Origin of the sequence: Pseudomonas sp. FH1, from assembly GCF_000510895.2 — a bacterium.
In the GTDB taxonomy this organism is placed as follows: domain Bacteria; phylum Pseudomonadota; class Gammaproteobacteria; order Pseudomonadales; family Pseudomonadaceae; genus Aquipseudomonas; species Aquipseudomonas azotoformans_A.
The window spans coordinates 136,862-157,013 of record NZ_AOHM01000064.1 but is presented as its reverse complement, the minus strand read 5'-3'; the positions used below and the strand labels follow the sequence as shown (position 1 = coordinate 157,013).

Sequence of the window (20,152 nt, the reverse complement as noted above, 5' to 3'; positions counted from 1 at the left end):
GGCGTTTTGAGACTGAAACAGGTGTAAACCTATTTCAGGACTAGACACAGGGCAGGCTGTTGTGGTGAGCGACATCTGATCGGAGGTCAATAAATATCGGTTTCTCTCGTAGGAGATTTCTGAATGTTACCGTCGAACGCAAATGTGTAACCCGCCGCCCAAACATGAGGCAAAGTGCTACGCACATGCCCCGAAAAACCGCGTTTTAGACGCCTTGGTAAATAAGATTAAACGCCAGACTTGCCGTGCTAGAAGGGTTTGCGAATAATAGGCCCGCAATTTGCAGCGTCTACAGGTTTAATGTCTTTTGTCTCTGCATAAAAAACAGAGGCTGTCAATGAGCTGGAACTGCTTTCTCGGTGCTTCTGTAAATTGTTGTCGCATTGAGGAAATATCGGCTTCCGGCCTGTCGTTAGAATGCCGATCACTCGCTCGTCGTCTCCAGTGTGTAGCTGGTGTAGGACGCAGCACCGCAATTCGGTTTCCCTTAAGTCGCATCGTGGGCCATGGCTCATACTGCTGTTTTGCCCTATACCGATGGAGTCCCAAGATGAAGAAACTCGTGCTGTTGGGCGCCCTGGCGCTGTCCGTGCTGTCCATGCAGGCTTTCGCTGAAGGCAAGCCCCTGAAAATTGGTATCGAAGCGGCTTACCCTCCGTTTGCCTCCAAAGCCCCCGATGGCAGCATCGTCGGTTTTGACTACGACATCGGCAACGCCCTGTGCAAGCAGATGGACGTGAAGTGCACTTGGGTCGAGCAAGAGTTCGACGGTCTGATCCCTGCGCTGAAAGTGCGCAAGATCGACGCGATCCTGTCGTCCATGTCCATCACGGAAGACCGCAAGAAGTCCGTGGACTTCACCAACCGCTACTACCTGAGCCCAGCGCAACTGGTGATGAAGGAAGGCACCACCGTCAGCGACAGCCTGGATGAATTGAAGGGCAAGAAGATCGGTGTGCAACGCGGTTCCATCCACGATCGTTTCGCTAAGGAAGTCCTGGCCCCTAAAGGCGCCACGGTTGTGCCTTACAGCTCGCAGAACGAAATCTATCTGGACGTGGAAGCCGGTCGCCTGGACGGCACCGTGGCCGACGCCACCCTGCTGCAAGACGGCTTCCTGAAGACCCCGGCCGGTAAAGGCTACGCGTTCGTGGGCCCACAGTTCACCGACGCCAAGTACTTCGGTGACGGCATCGGCATCGCCGTACGCAAAGGCGACAAGGAAAACCTCGACCGCATCAACGCAGCCATTGCCGCGATCCGTGCCAACGGTGAGTACAAGAAAATCCAGGACAAGTACTTCGACTTCGATATCTACGGCGCTGACGCCAAGTAAATCGTCGCAGCGGTCTGTCCGAAATGGCGCAAGCAACAGAATTCCTGAGGTTTGCGCCATTTTTTCATCCCCCTTTTCGAGGACCTGAATCATGTTGAAAGGCTACGGGGCCGTCATCCTCGATGGCGCATGGTTGACGCTTCAGCTCGCCTTGTCGTCCATGGCCTTGGCCATTGTTCTGGGTCTGATCGGGGTCGCGTTGCGCCTGTCGCCGGTGCGCTGGTTGGCCTGGCTGGGTGACTTGTACTCCACGGTGATCCGCGGGATCCCCGACCTGGTGCTGATCTTGCTGATTTTCTACGGCGGTCAGGACCTGCTCAACCGTGTCGCGCCGATGTTGGGCTACGACGACTATATCGACTTGAACCCCTTGGCCGCCGGTATCGGCACCCTGGGTTTCATCTTTGGCGCCTACCTGTCGGAAACCTTCCGCGGCGCCTTCATGGCCATTCCCAAGGGCCAGGCCGAAGCCGGCCTTGCGTATGGCATGAGCAGTTTTCAGGTGTTTTTCCGGGTGATGGTGCCGCAGATGATCCGTCTGGCGATCCCCGGTTTCACCAACAACTGGCTGGTCCTCACCAAGGCCACTGCGCTGATTTCGGTGGTGGGCCTGCAAGACATGATGTTCAAGGCCAAGCAGGCGGCAGATGCCACCCGCGAACCTTTTACCTTCTTCCTCGCGGTGGCGGCGATGTACCTGGTGATCACCAGCGTGTCGTTGCTGGCCTTGCGTCATCTTGAGAAGCGCTACTCGGTAGGCGTAAGGGCGGCTGATCTATGATCTTCGACTACAACGTCATTTGGGAGGCCATGCCGCTGTACCTTGGCGGCCTGCTGACCACCCTGAAACTGCTCGCCATCTCGCTGTTCTTCGGCCTGCTTGCCGCCTTGCCTTTGGGCTTGATGCGCGTGTCCAAGCAGCCGGTCGTCAATGGCGTGGCGTGGCTTTACACCTACGTGATCCGTGGCACGCCGATGTTGGTGCAGCTGTTCCTGATCTACTACGGCCTGGCCCAATTTGAAGTGGTGCGCGAAAGCTTTCTGTGGCCGCTGCTGTCCAGCGCCACGTTCTGTGCGTGCCTGGCGTTTGCGATCAACACCAGCGCCTACACCGCCGAAATCATTGCCGGTAGCCTCAAGGCCACGCCCAATGGCGAGATCGAAGCGGCCAAGGCCATGGGCATGTCGCGCTACAAGCTGTACCGCCGCATCCTGCTGCCCTCGGCCCTGCGCCGCGCACTGCCGCAGTACAGCAACGAAGTGATCATGATGCTGCAGACCACCAGCCTGGCCTCCATCGTCACCCTGATCGACATCACCGGTGCCGCGCGCACGGTGAACGCCCAGTTCTACCTGCCGTTCGAAGCCTACATCACCGCTGGCGTGTTCTACCTGTGCCTGACCTTCATCCTGGTGCGCCTGTTCAAGTTGGCCGAGCGCCGCTGGCTGAGCTACCTGGCTCCACGGAAGCACTGATATGGAACGTATCGATCATCGGTTGCCTTGGGGGCACCTGGGCTGCGCGCGCCAACTGAGCGTATTCCGCTTCGGCCAGGGCGAGCGCAAGGCCTATATCCAAGCCAGCCTGCACGCTGATGAATTGCCCGGCATGCGCGCCGCGTGGGAGCTGAAAAAGCGCCTCACCGAACTGGAACAGCAAGGCGCGCTCAACGGCGTGATCGAGTTGGTGCCGGTGGCCAACCCGATGGGCTTGGGCCAACTGCTGCAAGGCAGTCACCAGGGACGTTTCGAGGTGGGCAGCGGCAAGAATTTCAATCGCGACTTCGTGGAGTTGAGCGAGCCGGTTGCCGAGTTGCTCAACGGCAAGCTGGGCGATGATCCTCACGCCAATGTGCGCATGATCCGTCAAGCAATGTCTGACGCGCTCAATGCGTTGCCCGAGCCAAGCAGCCAGCTGCAAGGCATGCAGCGCCTATTGCTGAGCCATGCCTGCACCGCCGATGTGGTGCTCGACCTGCACTGCGACGCCGAAGCCGCGCTGCACATGTACGCACTGCCTCAGCATTGGCCGCAGTGGCGTTCGTTGTCGGCGCATTTGAATGTGAAGGTCGGCCTGCTGGCGGAAGACTCCGGTGGCAGTTCGTTCGATGAGGCCTGTTCGCTGCCATGGCTGCGTCTGTCCCAGATGTTTCCTGAGGCGCAAATCCCGTTGGCCTGCCTGGCGACTACGCTTGAGCTGGGCGGCCAGGCCGATACCGGGCGTGACGAGGCGATTTTCCACGCCGAAGGTATTCTCGCGTTCCTTGCTGAGCAGGGCCTGATCAAGGGCGAATGGCCTGCTCCGCAATTCGAACCTTGCGAAGGCGTGCCATTCGAGGGCACCGAATTGTTGTTCGCGCCCCACGCCGGGGTGATCAGCTACCTGCGTAAAGCTGGTGAATGGATCGAAAAAGGCGAGCCGATTTTTGAAGTGATTGACCCCCTGGAAGACCGCGTGAGTACTATTTGCGCAGGTACTTCGGGGGTGTTGTTTGCCGTTGAACGGCTACGTTATGCCCAAGCGGGTTTCTGGCTGGCCAAGGTGGCGGGGCGCGAAGCGCTGCGTCACGGGCGCTTGCTCAACGACTGACCACCTGTTTTTGTGAGAACCGACCGCATGTACAAACTTGAAGTCCAAGACCTGCATAAACGCTATGGCAGTCATGAAGTGCTCAAAGGCGTGTCCCTGGCCGCCGCAGCCGGTGATGTGATCAGCATCATCGGTTCCAGCGGTTCGGGCAAAAGTACCTTTTTGCGCTGCATCAACCTGCTGGAGCAGCCCCACGCCGGCAAGATCCTGCTTAACAACGAAGAGCTGAAGCTGGTCGCCAACAAGGACGGCGCCATGAAGGCCGCCGACCCTAAACAACTGCAACGCATGCGTTCGCGCCTGTCCATGGTGTTCCAGCACTTCAACCTGTGGTCGCACATGACCGCGCTTGAAAACGTGATGGAAGCCCCGGTGCACGTGCTGGGCATGTCGAAGAAAGAAGCCCGTGAAAAGGCCGAGCATTACTTGGCCAAAGTCGGCGTGGGTCATCGCAAAGATGCGTTCCCCGGTCATATGTCCGGCGGCGAGCAGCAGCGCGTAGCCATCGCTCGCGCCCTGGCGATGGAGCCTGAGGTGATGCTGTTCGACGAACCCACCTCGGCCCTCGACCCGGAATTGGTTGGCGAAGTGCTCAAGGTGATGCAGGACCTGGCCCAGGAAGGCCGTACCATGGTGGTAGTGACCCACGAAATGGGCTTTGCCCGTGAAGTGTCGAACCAGCTGGTGTTCCTGCACAAAGGCATCGTCGAAGAGCGCGGCAACCCGCGTGAAGTGCTGGTGAACCCGCAGTCCGAGCGTTTGCAGCAGTTTCTTTCCGGTAGCTTGAAATAATCAAGACTGCCGTTGTGCACTGATATAGGGCATGCTTCGCGCTTTGCGCAACATGCACTATGTTGGTGGTTGCCACTTTTGGCCTTAACACTGTTACTCGCTTCGGATAGCCCTCCATGACCGCCCATCGTATTGGTTTCCTGATTTGGCCCAGCACAAAAGCACTCACGCTTGCGCTGGCTGAGGAGGCCTTGCGCGTTGCCCAGCGGGTGCATCCGGACGTGGTCTACGAGCTGTCGTTCCTGCAGGCCGAACCTGCGACCGAAGGCGCCTGGCAACTGCCGGGCGAGCCGTGGGCCGGCAAGCTGGAAGGCTTCCAGAAACTCTTCCTGTTGGCGGACGAGCCGCCGACCGTTATCGCCTCCCAACTCAGCACTGCCCTTAAACAACTGGTTCGCGCCGGTTGCGTGATCGGCGGTTTGTCGGCCGGCGTCTACCCACTGGCCCAACTCGGCCTGCTGGACGGCTACCGCGCCGCCGTGCACTGGCGCTGGCAGGACGATTTCGCCGAGCGTTTCCCCAAGGTGATCGCCACCAGCCATCTGTTCGACTGGGACCGCGATCGCCTCACCGCTTGTGGTGGCATGTCGGTACTCGACCTGCTGCTGGCAGTACTGGCCCGTGATCATGGCGCCGAACTGGCCGGTGCGGTGTCCGAAGAACTGGTGGTGGAGCGCATCCGTGAAGGCGGCGAGCGCCAGCGCATTCCGTTGCAAAACCGCCTGGGCTCCAGCCACCCCAAGCTGACCCAGGCTGTGTTGCTGATGGAAGCGAATATCGAAGAGCCACTGACCACCGACGAAATCGCCCAGCACGTCTGTGTGTCGCGACGACAACTGGAACGGATCTTCAAGCAATACCTCAACCGCGTCCCCAGCCAGTACTACCTGGAATTGCGCCTGAACAAGGCCCGCCAGATGCTCATGCAAACCAGCAAGTCGATCATCCAGATCGGCCTGTCGTGCGGCTTCTCCTCGGGGCCGCACTTCTCCAGCGCCTACCGCAATTTCTTTGGCGCCACCCCTCGTGAAGACCGCAACCAGCGCCGCAGCAGCAGCCCGTTCGAATTGTCGTCGGTGCCGTCCGAACGGGGTTGACCGTTACTCCTCCATAGGTTCATCCGGCAGCGGATCCAGTGGTGTGCCGGCGCCGTTGAGCCTGACTTCCGGGATCTGGAAATTGTTTCCGGTCTGCAGGTAATACTCGCGCAGCCGCCTGAGGCTCTCCTGCGACCAGGGGTTGCCTGTGAAGTCGCAGTCGTCGTCGAGTGTCTGATGCATGTCCTGGAGGTCTGTGGATATCTCGGTTATACGGTTGTCGCTCAGGTCCTGGGTACGCAATTCGTCCAACAGGAATACCCCGGCAGGTAGTTCGCGGATCTGGGTGTTGGGCAAATGCAGTGAGCTCAACTGTTGCAGGTTGCTGACGTCTGGTGCATGGCCCAGGGGGTTGTTGCGCAAGTTCAAGTAATCGAGGGTGTGCAGGTCACTGATGGAGCGTGCGGCGGCGGGGGTCAGGGCTATTTCACAATCAGAAATATCCAGGCTCGACAGGTTGGGCATGTTAAAGATCGCGGATGGCAATTTGCCGAGGGTGCAATTGCTCACGATCAGGGTTTGCAGGGCAGGGAAGGCGTTGAGGGTGCCATCCAGTTCGGTGAGGGTGAGTGCGCCATTGAGGTCAAAAGATGTCACGTGATCGAAGCGTGGTCTCAGTTCCGGCAGCGTGCCGATGATCGGGGCGTTAAGTCTGACGGCGTAGGTGGTGCGCTCATCCAGGTTGTCTTCGTCCGTCGGGCTTTCGCGGCGCCAGGCGGCTTCGAGCCGGCGCTTGACGCGGCGACGGTTGAGTTCTTCGTCGACGCGCAGGAAGTCCTCCAGGGGGCCGTCCACCAAGGGATGTTGCGCTGGGATATCGTCCACCCAGCGCTGCAGGTCGGCGACCAGTTGCTGATAATCGGCTTCAAGTGTCTCCAGCCTGGTGTCTATCTCATCAAGGTTGCCGGGCAGTCCGAAAATCAGGCGGTTCAACTCTTCCACCTGCTCCTCTTCTTTTGCCCTGATTCTCGGGTACAGCCGTCGCGCTCTTTCGCGTTGTGCGGTGGGCGTCTGGATGTTGAAAAACACATCCGTGCGCTGGCAGTGGCGTTTGACCGCTTCAAGGGTCTGTCGCGACAGTGGGTTGGCAGACAGGTCAAACGTTTGGGCGACATGGTTTGGCAGCGTGAACAGTTCGGGGGGCAGTTGTTCGATGGCGTTTGCGCTGAGGTTGATGTGCAGGCGCGTTTTCTCCACCAGCAGGCTGGCGGGCACCGCGTTCAGCCCTGTGTTGCGCAGGTTCAAGGTGGTCAGGTTTGCCAGTAGGCTGACGTCCAGTGGCTCGCCCAGAGCGTTGTTGCTCAGGTTCAAGTGCCTGAGGTACGACAGACGCTCCAGGCCCGTGCGGCTGCTGGGTGACAAGCGGATGCCACAGTGTTCCAGGTCCAGCAGTTCAAGTCTGGGTAGCGAGAAGATCCTTGGCGGGACGTCCCCCAGCCTCGTTTGATACAGGCTGATGGCTTGCAGGTTGGGGAAGCTGCCAAGGAAGTCATCGACAGTGATTGCCACGTTCTGGCCCCGAATTATCAGCCCGTTAAGGTGCGCAAATGAAGCCTGCAGGGTGGGCAGCTCGCCGGCCAGCTCACGGTTGATGCTCAGTGAAAATCGATCTGTGCTCCCAGGGGTTACTTCTTGGCGCCAACTGCTCTCCAGTAGTTGGCGCAGTTTACCTCGTCTTTCGAATTCTGACGGGCTGAGGTCGGGTGCCTGTTCCCAACGGGTGAGCTCTGCCCGCAATGTTTGCAGCTCCGCAGCCCTGCGCGCCAATTCGGTCTGGCCGGCTTCAAGTGTGCCCGGCAACTTGTAGAGCAGTCGGTTCAGTTCGATCTTGCCCAGGCTTGGGTACAGTAGGTGTGCATCGCGCAGATCAGTGTGGAATGCGTCGGCACCGAACGTGATGCCGTGGCGTTGGTAGTAGGCCTTGACGTGTTCAACCGTCGCCCGCGACAGCGGGTTGTTGCTGAGGTAGAGGCCGTCGCCTTTGCTCGGCGGCAGCGCAAAAAACTCGAGCGGCAGTTCGTGGATTCGGTTGTCGTTTAGCAGTGCTCCCTGTAGTTCGGGCCGAGTGAGAACGCCGGCCGGCAACTGCTCGATCCCGGTGTGCGATAAGTCGAGGTGAATAAGGCCTCGCATGGCTTCTACGCTGGGCGCCAGCCCCAAGGGGTTGTTGTGCAGCACCAGGGACTGCAGGCGATGCAGCGAGGCGATTCGTGCCTGGCTGTCGGGCGTCAGTCTGATATTGCATCCACTCAGGCTCAGGGCGTTCAAGCGCGGCAGGTTGAAAATGAAATCCGGCGCAGTGTCGAGATGGATGCCGTTGACGTTCAGGTGGCGCAGTTGCCTCAAGCGTTGCAGGAACGCAAGCGCTCCGGGCGTTCGAGCATTCCCGCTCAGTGTCAACAGCGACACGTGGTCAAAATTTGCCGTCAGGTCCGGCAAGGCTCCGAGGATGGGGTAATTCAGGTGCAGGCTGTAGCCATCTGTGGCCGGGTCTTCGAAGTAATCGTCGATTTCCAGTTCATGGCGCCAACAGCGTCGCAGTTGTCTGGCAATCATGCGTCGGTTCTGGCGCTCGCTGCGCAGCTCGTGTTCGGATAACTCTGCATGGGTTTCGGGGTGGTGGGTGGGTAGTTGTCGCCTCCAGGTTCGCAAGTCACTCTCCAGCTGCCGGTATTCTTCGGCCAGTGCCGCGATGCCATTGGCGGCGCCATCGGGTTGGGCGTTCAGGTGGTTGAGCAAGTCCTGGATTTGCAGGCGGTTGAGCCCCGGATACATGGCCCTCGCCCGTGCCTCCAGCGTCAACGACGGGGCAGCCTGTGCCGGTTGGGCTGGGTAGCCAACGTCGCTTCCCAGCGCCGTCAGAGTCTGTCGGGTGGGTGGCGCTATCGCGGTGTCGTCCAGCACTTGGCGCAGTTCCTCACGTGGCAGCGTGCGTTGTCGCAGGCGTTCTTGCAGCGCAGAGCCCTGGTTGACGCCAAAGCCCAGCGCGTCTCGTTGGGCGTCGGGAATGGCGTTCAGAATCGCGGTGTACAGGTCTGTTTCACCTGACAACGGCCCTTTTTCGTCGAGGGGTATATAACGACCCTCGGCGGTGCGTACCAGGGTGCGTAGCAGTGGGGCATCCTCGGCGCCGATGGTCAACCATACCGCCCCATGGGCGCTCAGGTGCCTGGCTTCAATACGCAGGTTGGCCGACCAACCCGGTTGGATTCGCAAGGCATTCAGCGCCAGCCGTTCGCTGTCGAGATTCGGCATCGCCGTCAGGTATTGGCCCTCGTAGGCTCGGTTGATACGCAACTCGTTCACGACGCTACGAGCCAGGTCTGCCAGGCGCGGCGGCGTGCGTTGGGCGGTCAGTTCTGTCAGCTCTTGTGCGCTGGCTTGGTCCAGTAAGTAGGTGGCGACGCGGGGCGGCAGTTGCGGGGCGTTCTGTTGGATTTGTTGCACCGGTGCGTCCGCCGTCGCTTGCAGTTGGGCGTAGCGCGAATCGAACAGTTCGGTGCGATGGGCCTCTGCCTGGCGCGCGAGTTTTTTACGCAACTGCTTGACGCGGTTGTCCAGGCTCAATTGCGGGTCGGCGGCACGTTCGCCGAACTGCGCACGGATTTCCTCCGGGCTCAGGGCTTGCAGGACGGTCTTGAGCAGTTCGCCATTGGCCAGTTGCGTTTCGGGAATCTGCACCACCGGCAGGTGACTGTCACCAAATTCCCAGGCCGTGTTGCTTTCGGCGTCCAGAATGCGCAGGGCGCGGGTCTTGGGCCAATCGCCGTAGGTGGTGAGTAACTGGAGCATGTCTTGCGGGTCGACCTGTGCGTGCTGTGCCGGGTCGTCGCTGTCGAGCCGGTCGATCAAGGTTTGCAGGCTGCGGTCGATGCGCAATCTCTCGAGCGTATCGTCCAATAGCGGTGGCACGGGGGCGCCGCGTACGTGCATCTTGCGCAGGTTGTTTTCGTGGATGCCGCTGATGTCCAGCGCCAGGTGTCGGTCGGCTTCGCTCAACTCGCTGACGCCGTGGCCCAGGCGACGGAGCAAGGTCGGGCGGTCCCAATGCAGCGGTGTGTCCAGCTCACTGTGCCACGCGCCGGCGCCGTTATGTTGCAGGCGCGGGGTATAGGCGTCGGGACGCGTCGGGTGCTTGATCCCATAGCTTTCGCCATCCGCCAGTTGTTGTACGGCGTATAGCTTGCCTTCCAATGGCAGTAGCGATTCGCCGCGCACGCTGTGCAGGCCCAGGGAGTTGACGCCCAGGCGCGGCGGCAGCGTGAGGTGCTGTTGATAAGGCGTGAGGTCGGGTTTCCAGTAGCGCTGGGCGCCATTGGCAAGGGTGACTGGTTTGAAGCGGTCGAAGAATTCCACGACTGGCGTAGGCAACACTTTGCGTAACTCAGCGATGCCAATAACACTGCCGGCCGCGAACGTCCCCACTTGCACCCACGTTTGCAGCACGCTCATCAGGTGGCCGAACGCTTCTTGGGGCAAGCCTTCAGCCCAGTCAATAATGCCTTCGAATTCATCGTCGAGTATTTGCCAGGCCATATAGCCCAGCATCAACTCCCCCAGCCCTGGAACAAATGGCGCGACGATCAGGAGTGCGGCGTTAAGGATCGTCGAAGCCACATTTACAATTGAATCCCACAACGCCCAGCGCGCGTTACGGTCGACCGTGGCCGTGGAGACTGCCTGGGTGCGCGCATCGTTGAGGATCTGGTTGAGTTTTTGTTGATACAGGTGCAGCCACACATCGCCCTGGATCGGCTTGGCGACAAATTGCAGCTTGGGGTCGTCGGTGGGCTCTATGCGCCAGGGTGCCAAGCTGCTGCCGGGCTCGGCGGGATGCCATTTGATCCGTGCCAGGCGCTGGCTCAGGTTGGCAAAAAAGGCCCCACGGTATTCATGGCTGACGAAGCGGCTGAAAAACGTCTGGTAGTCGGGGTCGCGCAGTTGGCGGGTGAGTTCCTGCTTGAACGCCCGCGACGAGGGGTATTCCTTGAGTGGATGCTGTGGGTCGTCCGGTATGTACGCGACCAGGCGTGGCACCGTGGGCGTGGTTTCCAGGTCGGGAGCCAGCAGCAGGAGGCCGGTCAATGGCGCGCCCATCATCTGCAGGTCGTGGCAGCGCAGGGCCTGGTTGTCGAGCATCAGGTCGCTGCGGCCTTGCAGCAGGCTTTCGACTTGTCGTGCGTAATCGTCCTGGATGTCACCGCGCAGACGCGCCAGTTGCAGGGCGGCGCGCAGGGCGGCTTTCTGGCTGGTGTCCACCTTGCTGCGTATCACGGCGGCGCTGACCGGTTCGTCGAGGCCCAGTTGCGTGCGCAGGTAGGCTTGGTAGCGTGCGCCGATATCCAGTTCGCGGCACAGGCCCGTGAAGGCTATCACGCTGATTGTTTGCCGGATCGCGGGTAATGTGTCGAATTGGCCGCTGGCGTTGGGCGCAGTGATGTAGGTCGAGTCGGCCTCGAAGGCGCCCTCGACGGTTTCGCTGTGTTCGAAGTTGTGCAAGGCCGCGTCCAGCAGTGACACGGTCCAGGTACGCGCGGCGCCGGTGGGGATCGAAAACCACGGTACGTGTTGGGGAATATAGAGGCGCAGGTAAACCGTTTCGCTGTTGAGGCCCAAGCCATAGCGGGCCTGCAGCGCCTCTTCAAGTACTGCGCGGGCATACGCACGTGGGCCTTGTAGGTTTTTGAGCGCGTCATCCACGGCATTTTGCGCATTCCAGTGGGCGCCATTCAGGCGCTTTAACTCCGGGCTCGTTGCGTGCGGCTGCGGTTTGGCCCGGGACAAGGCCTGTTGCCTGGCGCGCGGTGCGGCGCCCAACCAGGTGGGGAAGGCATCCTTGAGTAGCTGATAATGGCTGTCGGGGTGTTGGGTGGCGTGTTTTGCCGGGGGCTTACTCATGCTGGATCTCTGATCGTCGGTAAAGCCCGTCAGTAGATCAGCGTGTTTCACCCGGCTGGCTCTAGATAGTTAGTTTAAACTGCGCCATTGCGACGCTATTTGTCGCATTGGCGTAAACCCGCCAAAATCGCGGTTTGGCGCTATAAGAAGTTGTCGCTTGGCGGCAAGGCCGCGCTGAAAACTGTCCTTACAATCCCTGCATCGCCCGCCAGTTCCAGGCAGGCGTTCCTCTTCAGGAGACTCCGATGTCCGTTGAGCAAGCCCCGGTGCAACGTGCCGATTTCGACCAGGTCATGGTGCCTAACTACGCACCGGCCGCATTCATTCCTGTGCGTGGCGAAGGTTCGCGCGTTTGGGACCAGGCGGGTCGCGAGCTGATCGACTTTGCCGGCGGCATCGCGGTCAACGTACTGGGCCATGCCCACCCGGCGCTGGTCGGTGCACTGACCGAACAGGCCAACAAGCTGTGGCACGTCTCCAACGTCTTCACCAATGAGCCGGCCCTGCGCCTGGCCCACAAGCTGATCGACGCCACCTTTGCCGAGCGCGTGTTCTTCTGCAACTCCGGCGCCGAGGCCAACGAGGCCGCGTTCAAGCTGGCTCGTCGCGTTGCATTCGACCGTTTCGGTACCGAGAAATACGAGATCATCGCCGCGCTGAACAGCTTCCATGGCCGTACCCTGTTCACCGTCAACGTCGGTGGCCAGTCCAAGTACTCCGATGGTTTCGGTCCTAAAATCACCGGCATCACCCACGTTCCTTATAACGACCTGGCCGCGCTGAAAGCCGCCGTGTCGGACAAGACCTGCGCCGTGGTGCTGGAGCCGATCCAGGGCGAAGGCGGCGTACTGCCGGCCGAGCTGGCTTACCTGCAAGGCGCCCGCGAGCTGTGCGACGCGAACAACGCGCTGCTGGTGTTCGACGAAGTGCAAACCGGCATGGGTCGCAGCGGCCACCTGTTCGCTTACCAGCATTACGGCGTGACCCCGGACATCCTCACCAGCGCCAAGAGCCTGGGCGGCGGTTTCCCGATTGCAGCCATGCTCACCACTGAAGCGCTGGCCAAGCATTTGGTCGTCGGCACCCACGGCACCACCTACGGCGGCAACCCGTTGGCGTGCGCGGTGGCTGAAGCGGTGATCGACGTGATCAACACCCCAGAAGTGCTGGCTGGCGTGAATGCCAAGCACGACCTGTTCAAGGCGCGCCTGGAGCAGATCGGCAAGCAGTACGGCATCTTCACCGAAGTGCGTGGCATGGGCCTGTTGCTCGGTTGCGTACTGAGCGATGCGTTCAAGGGCAAGGCCAAGGACGTGTTCAATGCGGCCGAGAAAGAAAACCTGATGATCCTGCAAGCCGGCCCGGATGTGGTGCGTTTCGCGCCGAGTTTGGTGGTGGAAGAGGCGGATATCAAGGAAGGCCTGGACCGTTTTGAGCGTGCTGTGAAAGTGCTGACGCAAGGCTGATGACCCTTCACCACCTGGCACGCCGGGTGGTGAACCGAATTGTGTGTGTGCCGGGCCCGCCCGGCATTTTTTCCTCTGTGCAGGCTCCAGGCCTGCCTGTTTTTCGAGTTAAGGAGTGACACCATGCTGGTGATGCGCCCCGCGCAAATGGCTGATCTGGGCGAGGTACAGCGTCTGGCTGCGGACAGCCCGATTGGTGTCACCTCCTTGCCGGACGATGTGGAACGCCTCAGCGACAAGATCGCCGCCAGCGAAGCGTCCTTCGCGGCCGAGGTCAGTTTCAACGGCGAAGAGAGTTATTTCTTCGTGCTCGAAGACACCGAGACCGGCAAGCTCGCCGGTTGCTCGGCCATCGTCGCCTCCGCCGGCTACTCGGAACCCTTCTACAGCTTCCGTAACGAGACCTTCGTGCACGCCTCTCGCGAGCTGAAGATCCACAACAAGATCCACGTGCTCTCCCAGTGCCACGACCTCACCGGCAACAGCCTGCTCACCAGCTTTTACGTGGTGCCTGAGCTGGTCGGTTCGCCGTGGTCGGAACTCAATTCCCGTGGCCGCCTGCTGTTCGTGGCCAGCCACCCCGAGCGCTTTGCCGACTCGGTGGTGACCGAGATCGTCGGCTACAGCGATGAGAACGGTGACTCACCGTTCTGGGACGCCATCGGTCGCAACTTCTTCGACCTCAACTACGCCGCCGCCGAGCGCCTGTGCGGGCTGAAAAGCCGTACCTTTCTCGCCGAGCTGATGCCGCATTATCCGATCTACGTGCCGCTGCTGCCGGACGAAGCCCAGGAAGCCATGGGTCAGGTGCACCCGCGTGCGCAGATCACCTTCGACATTCTCATGCGCGAAGGCTTCGAGACCGACCATTACATCGACATCTTCGACGGCGGCCCGACGCTGCATGCACGGGTCTCGGGCATTCGTTCGATTGCCCAGAGCCGCGTGGTACCGGTGAAGATCGGTGAGATGGTCAAGGGTGTCGGTCGCCAGTACCTGGTGAGCAACGCGCAGTTGCAGGATTACCGCGCGGTGATGCTGGAACTGGACTACGCGCCGGGTAAACCGGTGACGTTGGACCTCGCAGCGGCCGAAGCCCTGGGTGTTGGCGAAGGCGCGAGTGTGCGCCTGGTAGCGGTTTAAAAAGAGAGTTTCGCGGGTGGCTGACAACAGCGGCCCGTTCGAGGAGATAGCATGATCGTTCGTCCCGTACGCAGCAGCGATTTACCGGCCCTGATTGATCTGGCGCGCAGCACCGGCACCGGCCTCACCACCTTGCCGGCCAACGAAGAGCGCCTGACCCACCGTGTGGGCTGGGCCGAGAAAACCTTTCGTGGCGACGCCGGGCGCGGCGATGCCGACTACCTGTTCGTGCTGGAAAACGACGAAGGCCGCGTGGTGGGGATTTCCGCCATTGCTGGCGCCGTTGGCCTGCGTGAGCCCTGGTACAACTTCCGGGTCGGCCTGACGGTCAGCGCCTCCCAGGAACTGAATATCTACCGCGAGATCCCGACGCTGTTCCTGGCCAACGACCTCACCGGCAACTCCGAGCTGTGCTCGTTGTTCCTGCACGCCGATTACCGCACCGGCCTCAACGGTCGCATGCTGGCCAAGGCGCGCATGTTGTTTATCGCGGAGTTCCCGCAACTGTTTGGCAACAAGATCATTGCCGAGATGCGCGGTGTATCCAACGAAGCGGGGCGTTCGCCGTTCTGGGAAAGCCTGGGCCGGCACTTCTTCAAGATGGAATTCAGCCAGGCCGACTACCTCACGGGCGTGGGCAACAAGGCGTTTATCGCCGAACTGATGCCGAAGTTTCCGCTGTACAGCTGCTTCCTGTCCGAGGATGCGCGCAATGTGATCGGCAAGGTCCATCCGGACACCGAGCCGGCGCTGAGCATGCTCAAGAGCGAAGGCTTCAGCTACCAGGGCTATGTCGACATCTTCGACGCGGGACCTGCGGTGGAATGTGAAACCACCAAGATCCGTGCCGTACGCGATAGCCAGTCGCTGGTGTTGGCGATCGGCACGCCGGGGGACGATGCTACGCCGTTCCTGATCCATAACCGCAAGCGCGAAGAATGCCGCATCACCGCCGCCCCGGCTCGTCTGGCGGCAGGCACGCTGGTAGTCGATCCACAGACCGCCAAGCGCCTGCAACTGGTGGTGGGTGATCAAGTGCGTGCCGTTCCGTTGTCCGCTGCTCGGGAGTCGAAATAATGAATTCGCTGTATATCGCAGGTAGCTGGCTGGCTGGCCAGGGTGAACTGTTTGAATCGCGCAACCCGGTGACTCAGCAGGTGCTGTGGGCCGGCAATGGCGCCACCGCCGAGCAGGTTGAGTCGGCCGTGCAGGCTGCACGCCAGGCGTTTCCGGCCTGGGCCAAGCGCCCGCTGGAAGAACGCATCGCTATTCTGGAAACCTTCGCCGCCACCCTGAAAAGCCGCGCCGACGAAATCGCCCGTTGCATCGGTGAGGAAACCGGCAAGCCGCTGTGGGAATCGGCCACCGAAGTCACCAGCATGGCCAACAAGATCGCGATCTCGGTGCAAAGCTACCGCGAGCGTACCGGCGAGAAGAGCGGCCCCCTGGGCGACGCCACCGCCGTGCTGCGCCACAAGCCGCACGGCGTGGTGGCGGTGTTTGGCCCGTACAACTTTCCTGGTCACTTGCCGAACGGGCATATCGTCCCAGCGTTGCTGGCGGGTAACACCGTGCTGTTCAAGCCGAGCGAGCTGACCCCCAAGGTTGCCGAGTTGACCGTGCAATGCTGGATCGAAGCCGGGTTGCCGGCGGGTGTGTTGAACCTGCTGCAAGGCGCGCGGGAAACCGGTATCGCGCTGGCGGCCAACCCCGGTATCGACGGGTTGTTCTTCACTGGCTCCAGCCGCACCGGCAATCACCTGCATCAGCAATTCTCTGGGCGCCCGGACAAGATCCTCGCCCTGGAAATGGGCGGCAATAACCCGCTGGTGGTGGATGAAGTGGCCGACGTGGATGCGGCGGTGTACACCATTATTCAGTCGGCGTTTATCTCGGCCGGCCAGCGTTGCACCTGTGCGCGTCGCCTGTTGGTGCCGGAAGGCGCGTGGGGTGATGCGTTGCTGGCGCGCCTGGTGGCGGTCAGCTCGACGATTGAAGTGGGTGCGTTCGACCAGCAACCCGCGCCGTTCATGGGCTCGGTGATCTCCCTCGCGGCGGCCAAAGCCTTGATGGACGCCCAGGAACTGATGCTCGCCAATGGCGCCGTGGCGCTGCTGGAAATGACTCAGCCCCAGGACCAGGCCGCCTTGCTGACCCCCGGCATCATCGACGTAACTGGCGTGAGCGAGCGCGAAGACGAGGAGCTGTTCGGCCCACTGTTGCAGGTGATCCGCTACGCTGATTTCGAAGCGGCGATTGCCGAGGCCAACAACACCCAGTACGGCTTGGCCGCGGGTTTGCTGTCGGACTCCGAGGCACGCTACCAGCAGTTCTGGCTGGAAAGCCGCGCGGGCATCGTCAACTGGAACAAACAACTGACCGGCGCCGCCAGTACCGCGCCGTTTGGTGGAGTAGGGGCGTCGGGCAACCATCGCGCCAGTGCCTATTACGCAGCGGATTATTGCGCGTACCCGGTGGCCTCGCTTGAGACCCCGAGCCTGGTGTTGCCAGCCGCGCTGACACCCGGCGTGCGATTGCCCTGATTGCTATTGATGCCTATAAAAATACAGATGTTCGTGGAGCCTCGCCGATGAAATCCTATGAAGTCAATTTTGACGGTCTAGTGGGGCCGACCCATAACTACGGCGGTTTGTCCTTCGGCAACGTCGCGTCCCAAAGCAACAGCCAGCAGCATTCCAACCCCAAGGAAGCGGCGTTGCAGGGCCTGCAGAAGATGAAAGCCCTGATGGACATGGGTTTTGTGCAAGGTGTGTTGGCACCTCAGGAACGTCCTGATGTGGCCGCCTTGCGCAGCCTGGGTTTCAGCGGCACCGACGCCCAAGTGATCCAGCAAGCGGCCAAGGATGCGATGCCGTTGCTGGTCGCGAGTTGCTCGGCGTCGAGCATGTGGGTGGCCAACGCCGCCACCGTCAGCCCAAGCGCCGACACCTTTGACGGCCGCGTGCATTTCACCGCCGCCAACCTCAACTGCAAATACCACCGCAGCATCGAGCACCCGACCACCAGCCGCGTGCTGGGCGCGATGTTTGCCGATCAGAAGCACTTCGCCCACCACGCCGCGTTGCCGGCGGTGGCGCAGTTCGGTGATGAAGGCGCGGCCAACCACACGCGCTTCTGCCGTGACTATGGCGAAGCGGGTGTCGAATTTTTTGTGTTTGGTCGCAGCGCGTTCGACCCCCGTTACCCGGCGCCGCAGAAATATCCGGCGCGCCAGACCCTTGAAGCCTCTCAGGCGGTCGCACGCCTGCACGGCTTGAAGGATGATGGCGTGGTCTACGCCCAGCAGAACCCAGCGGTAATCGATGCCGGCGTGTTCCACAACGACGTGATCGCGGTCGGCAACGGCGAAGTACTGTTCTATCACGAGGACGCATTTCTCAATACCGAGCAGATGCTCGCCGAACTGCAAGGCAAATTGGGCAAGTTGGGCGGCAACTTCCAGTCCGTCTGCGTGCCCCGCGCCCAGGTCAGTGTCGAAGACGCGGTACGTTCCTACCTGTTCAACAGCCAATTGTTGAGTCGCGCTGACGGCTCGATGCTGCTGATCGTGCCGGAAGAGTGCCGTGCTAATGAGCGCGTCTGGCAGTACCTGCAAGGACTGACCGCTGCCGGTGGCCTGATCCGCGAAGTGAAGGTGTTCGACCTCAAGCAAAGCATGCAGAACGGCGGCGGCCCGGCGTGCCTGCGTTTACGTGTGGCATTGAACGAAACGGAACTGGCGGCGGTGAATCCAGGCGTTATCATGACCGCGCCGTTGTACGAAACACTGACCCAGTGGGTAGGCAAGCACTACCGCGACAGCCTGCGCGAAACCGACCTGGCTGACCCGCAGTTGTTGCTTGAATGCCGGACGGCACTGGATGAACTGACGCAAATCCTTAAACTGGGCGCTGTTTATCCTTTCCAGATCAATTAAACGCCGCATGGCTGAGAGCTATTTATGACCACCGACACCCTGAAACTGATTCTTGAAGACACCGACGGCACCCAGCTGGAAACTTCCTGCACCCGCGTCGCCGTGGTCTGGCAGGGCAAGGAGATCTGGATCCAGCACGACGGCCGTGGCCAACTGCTGATCGGTGTGGACGTGGAAGAAGGTGACGCCGAGTACGCCAACCTGCTGATGCGCCCACTGGCCACCAACCTGATGAGCCTGCAACTGGAAATGGAACCGGCCGACGTTGAAGGTGATGACGACGATCACGTCCACGGCCCAGGCTGCAACCACTAAGGAAGCTGCGTATGCTCGCCCTCGGCAAACTGCTTGAACTGACCCTCGCCGGTCGCGAACCGGCGCAAAAAATTCAACTGACTGTCGACGGCGTGCAGATGCGCTGGCTCAGCGAGGGCGCGCTTGAAGTGCGCCCACCTGAAGCGAAGGACAATGGCGGCGACCTGTTGCTGTCGTCCGGCATCCATGGCAACGAAACCGCGCCGATCGAACTGCTCGACCGCCTGTTGCATGGTATTGCCCGCGGGGAGATCAAGCCCCGTACCCGTATTCTGTTCCTGTTCGGCAACCCCGAGGCCATGCGTCGCGGCGAGCGCTACCTCGAACTGGACGTCAACCGGCTGTTCAACGGGCGCCACGAAAAAAACATCGGCCCCGAAGCGATGCGTGCCGCTGAGCTTGAGCAACTGGCTCGCAGCTTCTTCAGCCAGCCTGGTCGTTCACGCCTGCATTACGACCTGCACACGGCCATTCGTGGTTCGAAGATCGAGCAGTTCGCGTTGTATCCGTGGAAGGAAGGCCGTCAGCATTCGCGCCATGAACTGGCCCGCCTGCGCGCTGCCGGCATGGAAGCGGTGCTGTTGCAGAACAAGACCTCGATCACCTTCACCGCGTTTACCTACGAGCAGCTAGAGGCCGAAGCCTTCACCCTCGAACTGGGTAAGGCAAGGCCGTTCGGGCAGAACCAGGGCGTGGACGTGTCCCGCCTGGAAACCCGCCTGAAGCAGATCATCGAAGGCACCGAGCCGCAAACCGAAAGCCTGGATGGCTTGCAACTGTTTGCCGTGTCCCGTGAAGTCATCAAGCACAGCGATTCGTTCCTGATGCACCTGCCGGCGGATGTGGAGAACTTCTCGCCGTTGGCGCAGGGCTATTTGCTGGCTGAGGACGTGGCCAAGACCCGTTGGGTGATAGAGGAGGAGGGTGCGCGCATCATCTTCCCGAACCCGAAGGTGAAGAATGGTTTGCGAGCGGGGATACTGATTGTGCCGACCACGGACGCTGGCCTGGCCTGAAAAAGAAAAAACCCGGTTTTTACACCGGGTTTTTTGTGTCTCTTAGACGGCTACAGCCCGTGGCTCGCTGCGACGGATCGCACGCACCTTGTGCAGGGTGTCGGCGCAGGTGCGCGCGGCTTCCTGGCCCTTGTGCACAAAGTGATCGTGGAAGAACGCGTGGTGCTCGCTGCCCGCATGGAAGTGATGCGGTGTCAGCGACACCGAGAACACCGGCACTTCGGTTTCCAGCTGAACCTGCATCAGGCCGCTGACCACCGATTGGGCGACGAATTCGTGGCGGTAGATGCCACCGTCCACCACCAGCGCGGCGGCAACGATGCCGGCGTAACGGCCGGTCTTGGCCAGCAGCTTGGCGTGCAGGGGCATTTCAAAGGCGCCGCCGACTTCGAAGAAATCGATGTCCGATTCCTGGTAGCCCTGGGCGATCATTTCGGCGAGGAAGCCTTTGCGCGATTGGTCGACAATATCCTTGTGCCAGCAGGCCTGGATAAATGCGACGCGCTCGCCGTGGTGGTTTTTGCTTTTGCTGTCGATTGCGGTGGGTTGCATGTTCTGACTC

15 protein-coding genes are annotated in these 20,152 nt (G+C 60.9%); 13 read left to right on the top strand and 2 right to left on the bottom strand.

What is annotated here, in order from left to right; genetic code table 11:
* Positions 1 to 550: 550 nt before the first annotated feature.
* The 6 genes from H096_RS21115 to argR all read left to right on the top strand — a co-directional run bounded on the left by H096_RS21115 (position 551) and on the right by argR (position 5,815).
* The gene (locus H096_RS21115) at positions 551 to 1,336 is read left to right on the top strand and encodes an ABC transporter substrate-binding protein (protein WP_033901307.1); all 786 of its coding nucleotides are present in this window, start codon (positions 551 to 553) and stop codon (positions 1,334 to 1,336) included.
* A gap of 91 nt (positions 1,337 to 1,427) precedes the next feature.
* A complete protein-coding gene (locus H096_RS21110) occupies positions 1,428 to 2,117 on the top strand; it encodes an ABC transporter permease (RefSeq protein ID WP_010208305.1) in 690 nt (229 codons plus the stop codon).
* Positions 2,114 to 2,812 (top strand): ABC transporter permease, encoded by a 699-nt coding sequence (locus H096_RS21105; RefSeq protein ID WP_033901306.1) that lies wholly within the window; start codon positions 2,114 to 2,116, stop codon positions 2,810 to 2,812. The genes H096_RS21110 and H096_RS21105 overlap by 4 nt, the downstream gene beginning before the upstream one ends.
* Position 2,813: 1 nt before the next feature.
* On the top strand, positions 2,814 to 3,926 hold the full coding sequence (locus tag H096_RS21100) for a succinylglutamate desuccinylase/aspartoacylase family protein (RefSeq protein WP_033901305.1): 1,113 nt from the start codon (positions 2,814 to 2,816) through the stop codon (positions 3,924 to 3,926).
* A 27-nt stretch (positions 3,927 to 3,953) separates the two neighbouring features.
* On the top strand, positions 3,954 to 4,718 hold the full coding sequence (locus H096_RS21095; protein WP_005790637.1) for an ATP-binding cassette domain-containing protein: 765 nt from the start codon (positions 3,954 to 3,956) through the stop codon (positions 4,716 to 4,718).
* 116 nt (positions 4,719 to 4,834) lie between these two features.
* Positions 4,835 to 5,815: a transcriptional regulator ArgR gene (gene argR, locus H096_RS21090; RefSeq protein WP_033901304.1), complete on the top strand. Its 981-nt coding sequence runs from the start codon at positions 4,835 to 4,837 to the stop codon at positions 5,813 to 5,815.
* A gap of 3 nt (positions 5,816 to 5,818) precedes the next feature.
* On the opposite strand, the gene H096_RS21085 is transcribed toward argR, so the two are convergent.
* Positions 5,819 to 11,713 carry a DUF6543 domain-containing protein gene (locus H096_RS21085; protein ID WP_033901303.1) on the bottom strand — a complete coding sequence of 1,965 codons (5,895 nt, stop codon included), beginning with the start codon at positions 11,711 to 11,713 and terminating at the stop codon, positions 5,819 to 5,821.
* A gap of 245 nt (positions 11,714 to 11,958) precedes the next feature.
* Here H096_RS21085 and H096_RS21080 point away from each other — a divergent pair, with 245 nt between their 5' ends.
* The 7 genes from H096_RS21080 (at position 11,959) to astE (ending at position 19,590) form a co-directional block, all read left to right on the top strand.
* Positions 11,959 to 13,179: an aspartate aminotransferase family protein gene (locus H096_RS21080; protein WP_033901302.1), complete on the top strand. Its 1,221-nt coding sequence runs from the start codon at positions 11,959 to 11,961 to the stop codon at positions 13,177 to 13,179.
* Between the two features lie 123 nt (positions 13,180 to 13,302).
* A complete protein-coding gene (gene aruF, locus H096_RS21075; RefSeq protein ID WP_003175655.1) occupies positions 13,303 to 14,322 on the top strand; it encodes an arginine/ornithine succinyltransferase subunit alpha in 1,020 nt (339 codons plus the stop codon).
* A 51-nt stretch (positions 14,323 to 14,373) separates the two neighbouring features.
* The gene (gene astA / locus H096_RS21070; protein WP_033901301.1) at positions 14,374 to 15,399 is read left to right on the top strand and encodes an arginine N-succinyltransferase; all 1,026 of its coding nucleotides are present in this window, start codon (positions 14,374 to 14,376) and stop codon (positions 15,397 to 15,399) included.
* Positions 15,396 to 16,865, top strand: coding sequence for a succinylglutamate-semialdehyde dehydrogenase (astD, locus tag H096_RS21065; RefSeq protein ID WP_162240125.1), 1,470 nt, complete (start codon positions 15,396 to 15,398; stop codon positions 16,863 to 16,865). Before astA ends, astD begins: the two co-directional genes overlap by 4 nt.
* Before the next feature lie 47 nt (positions 16,866 to 16,912).
* On the top strand, positions 16,913 to 18,259 hold the full coding sequence (gene astB, locus H096_RS21060) for an N-succinylarginine dihydrolase (RefSeq protein ID WP_033901299.1): 1,347 nt from the start codon (positions 16,913 to 16,915) through the stop codon (positions 18,257 to 18,259).
* A 24-nt stretch (positions 18,260 to 18,283) separates the two neighbouring features.
* On the top strand, positions 18,284 to 18,574 hold the full coding sequence (locus H096_RS21055) for a hypothetical protein (RefSeq protein ID WP_003214319.1): 291 nt from the start codon (positions 18,284 to 18,286) through the stop codon (positions 18,572 to 18,574).
* Positions 18,575 to 18,585: 11 nt separating this feature from the next.
* Entirely contained in the window at positions 18,586 to 19,590 is a 1,005-nt protein-coding gene (gene astE, locus H096_RS21050; RefSeq protein ID WP_033901298.1) for a succinylglutamate desuccinylase, read from the top strand.
* Between the two features lie 42 nt (positions 19,591 to 19,632).
* Here astE and H096_RS21045 read toward each other — a convergent pair whose 3' ends face one another.
* Entirely contained in the window at positions 19,633 to 20,142 is a 510-nt protein-coding gene (locus H096_RS21045; protein WP_016979790.1) for a 6,7-dimethyl-8-ribityllumazine synthase, read from the bottom strand.
* Positions 20,143 to 20,152: the final 10 nt, after the last annotated feature.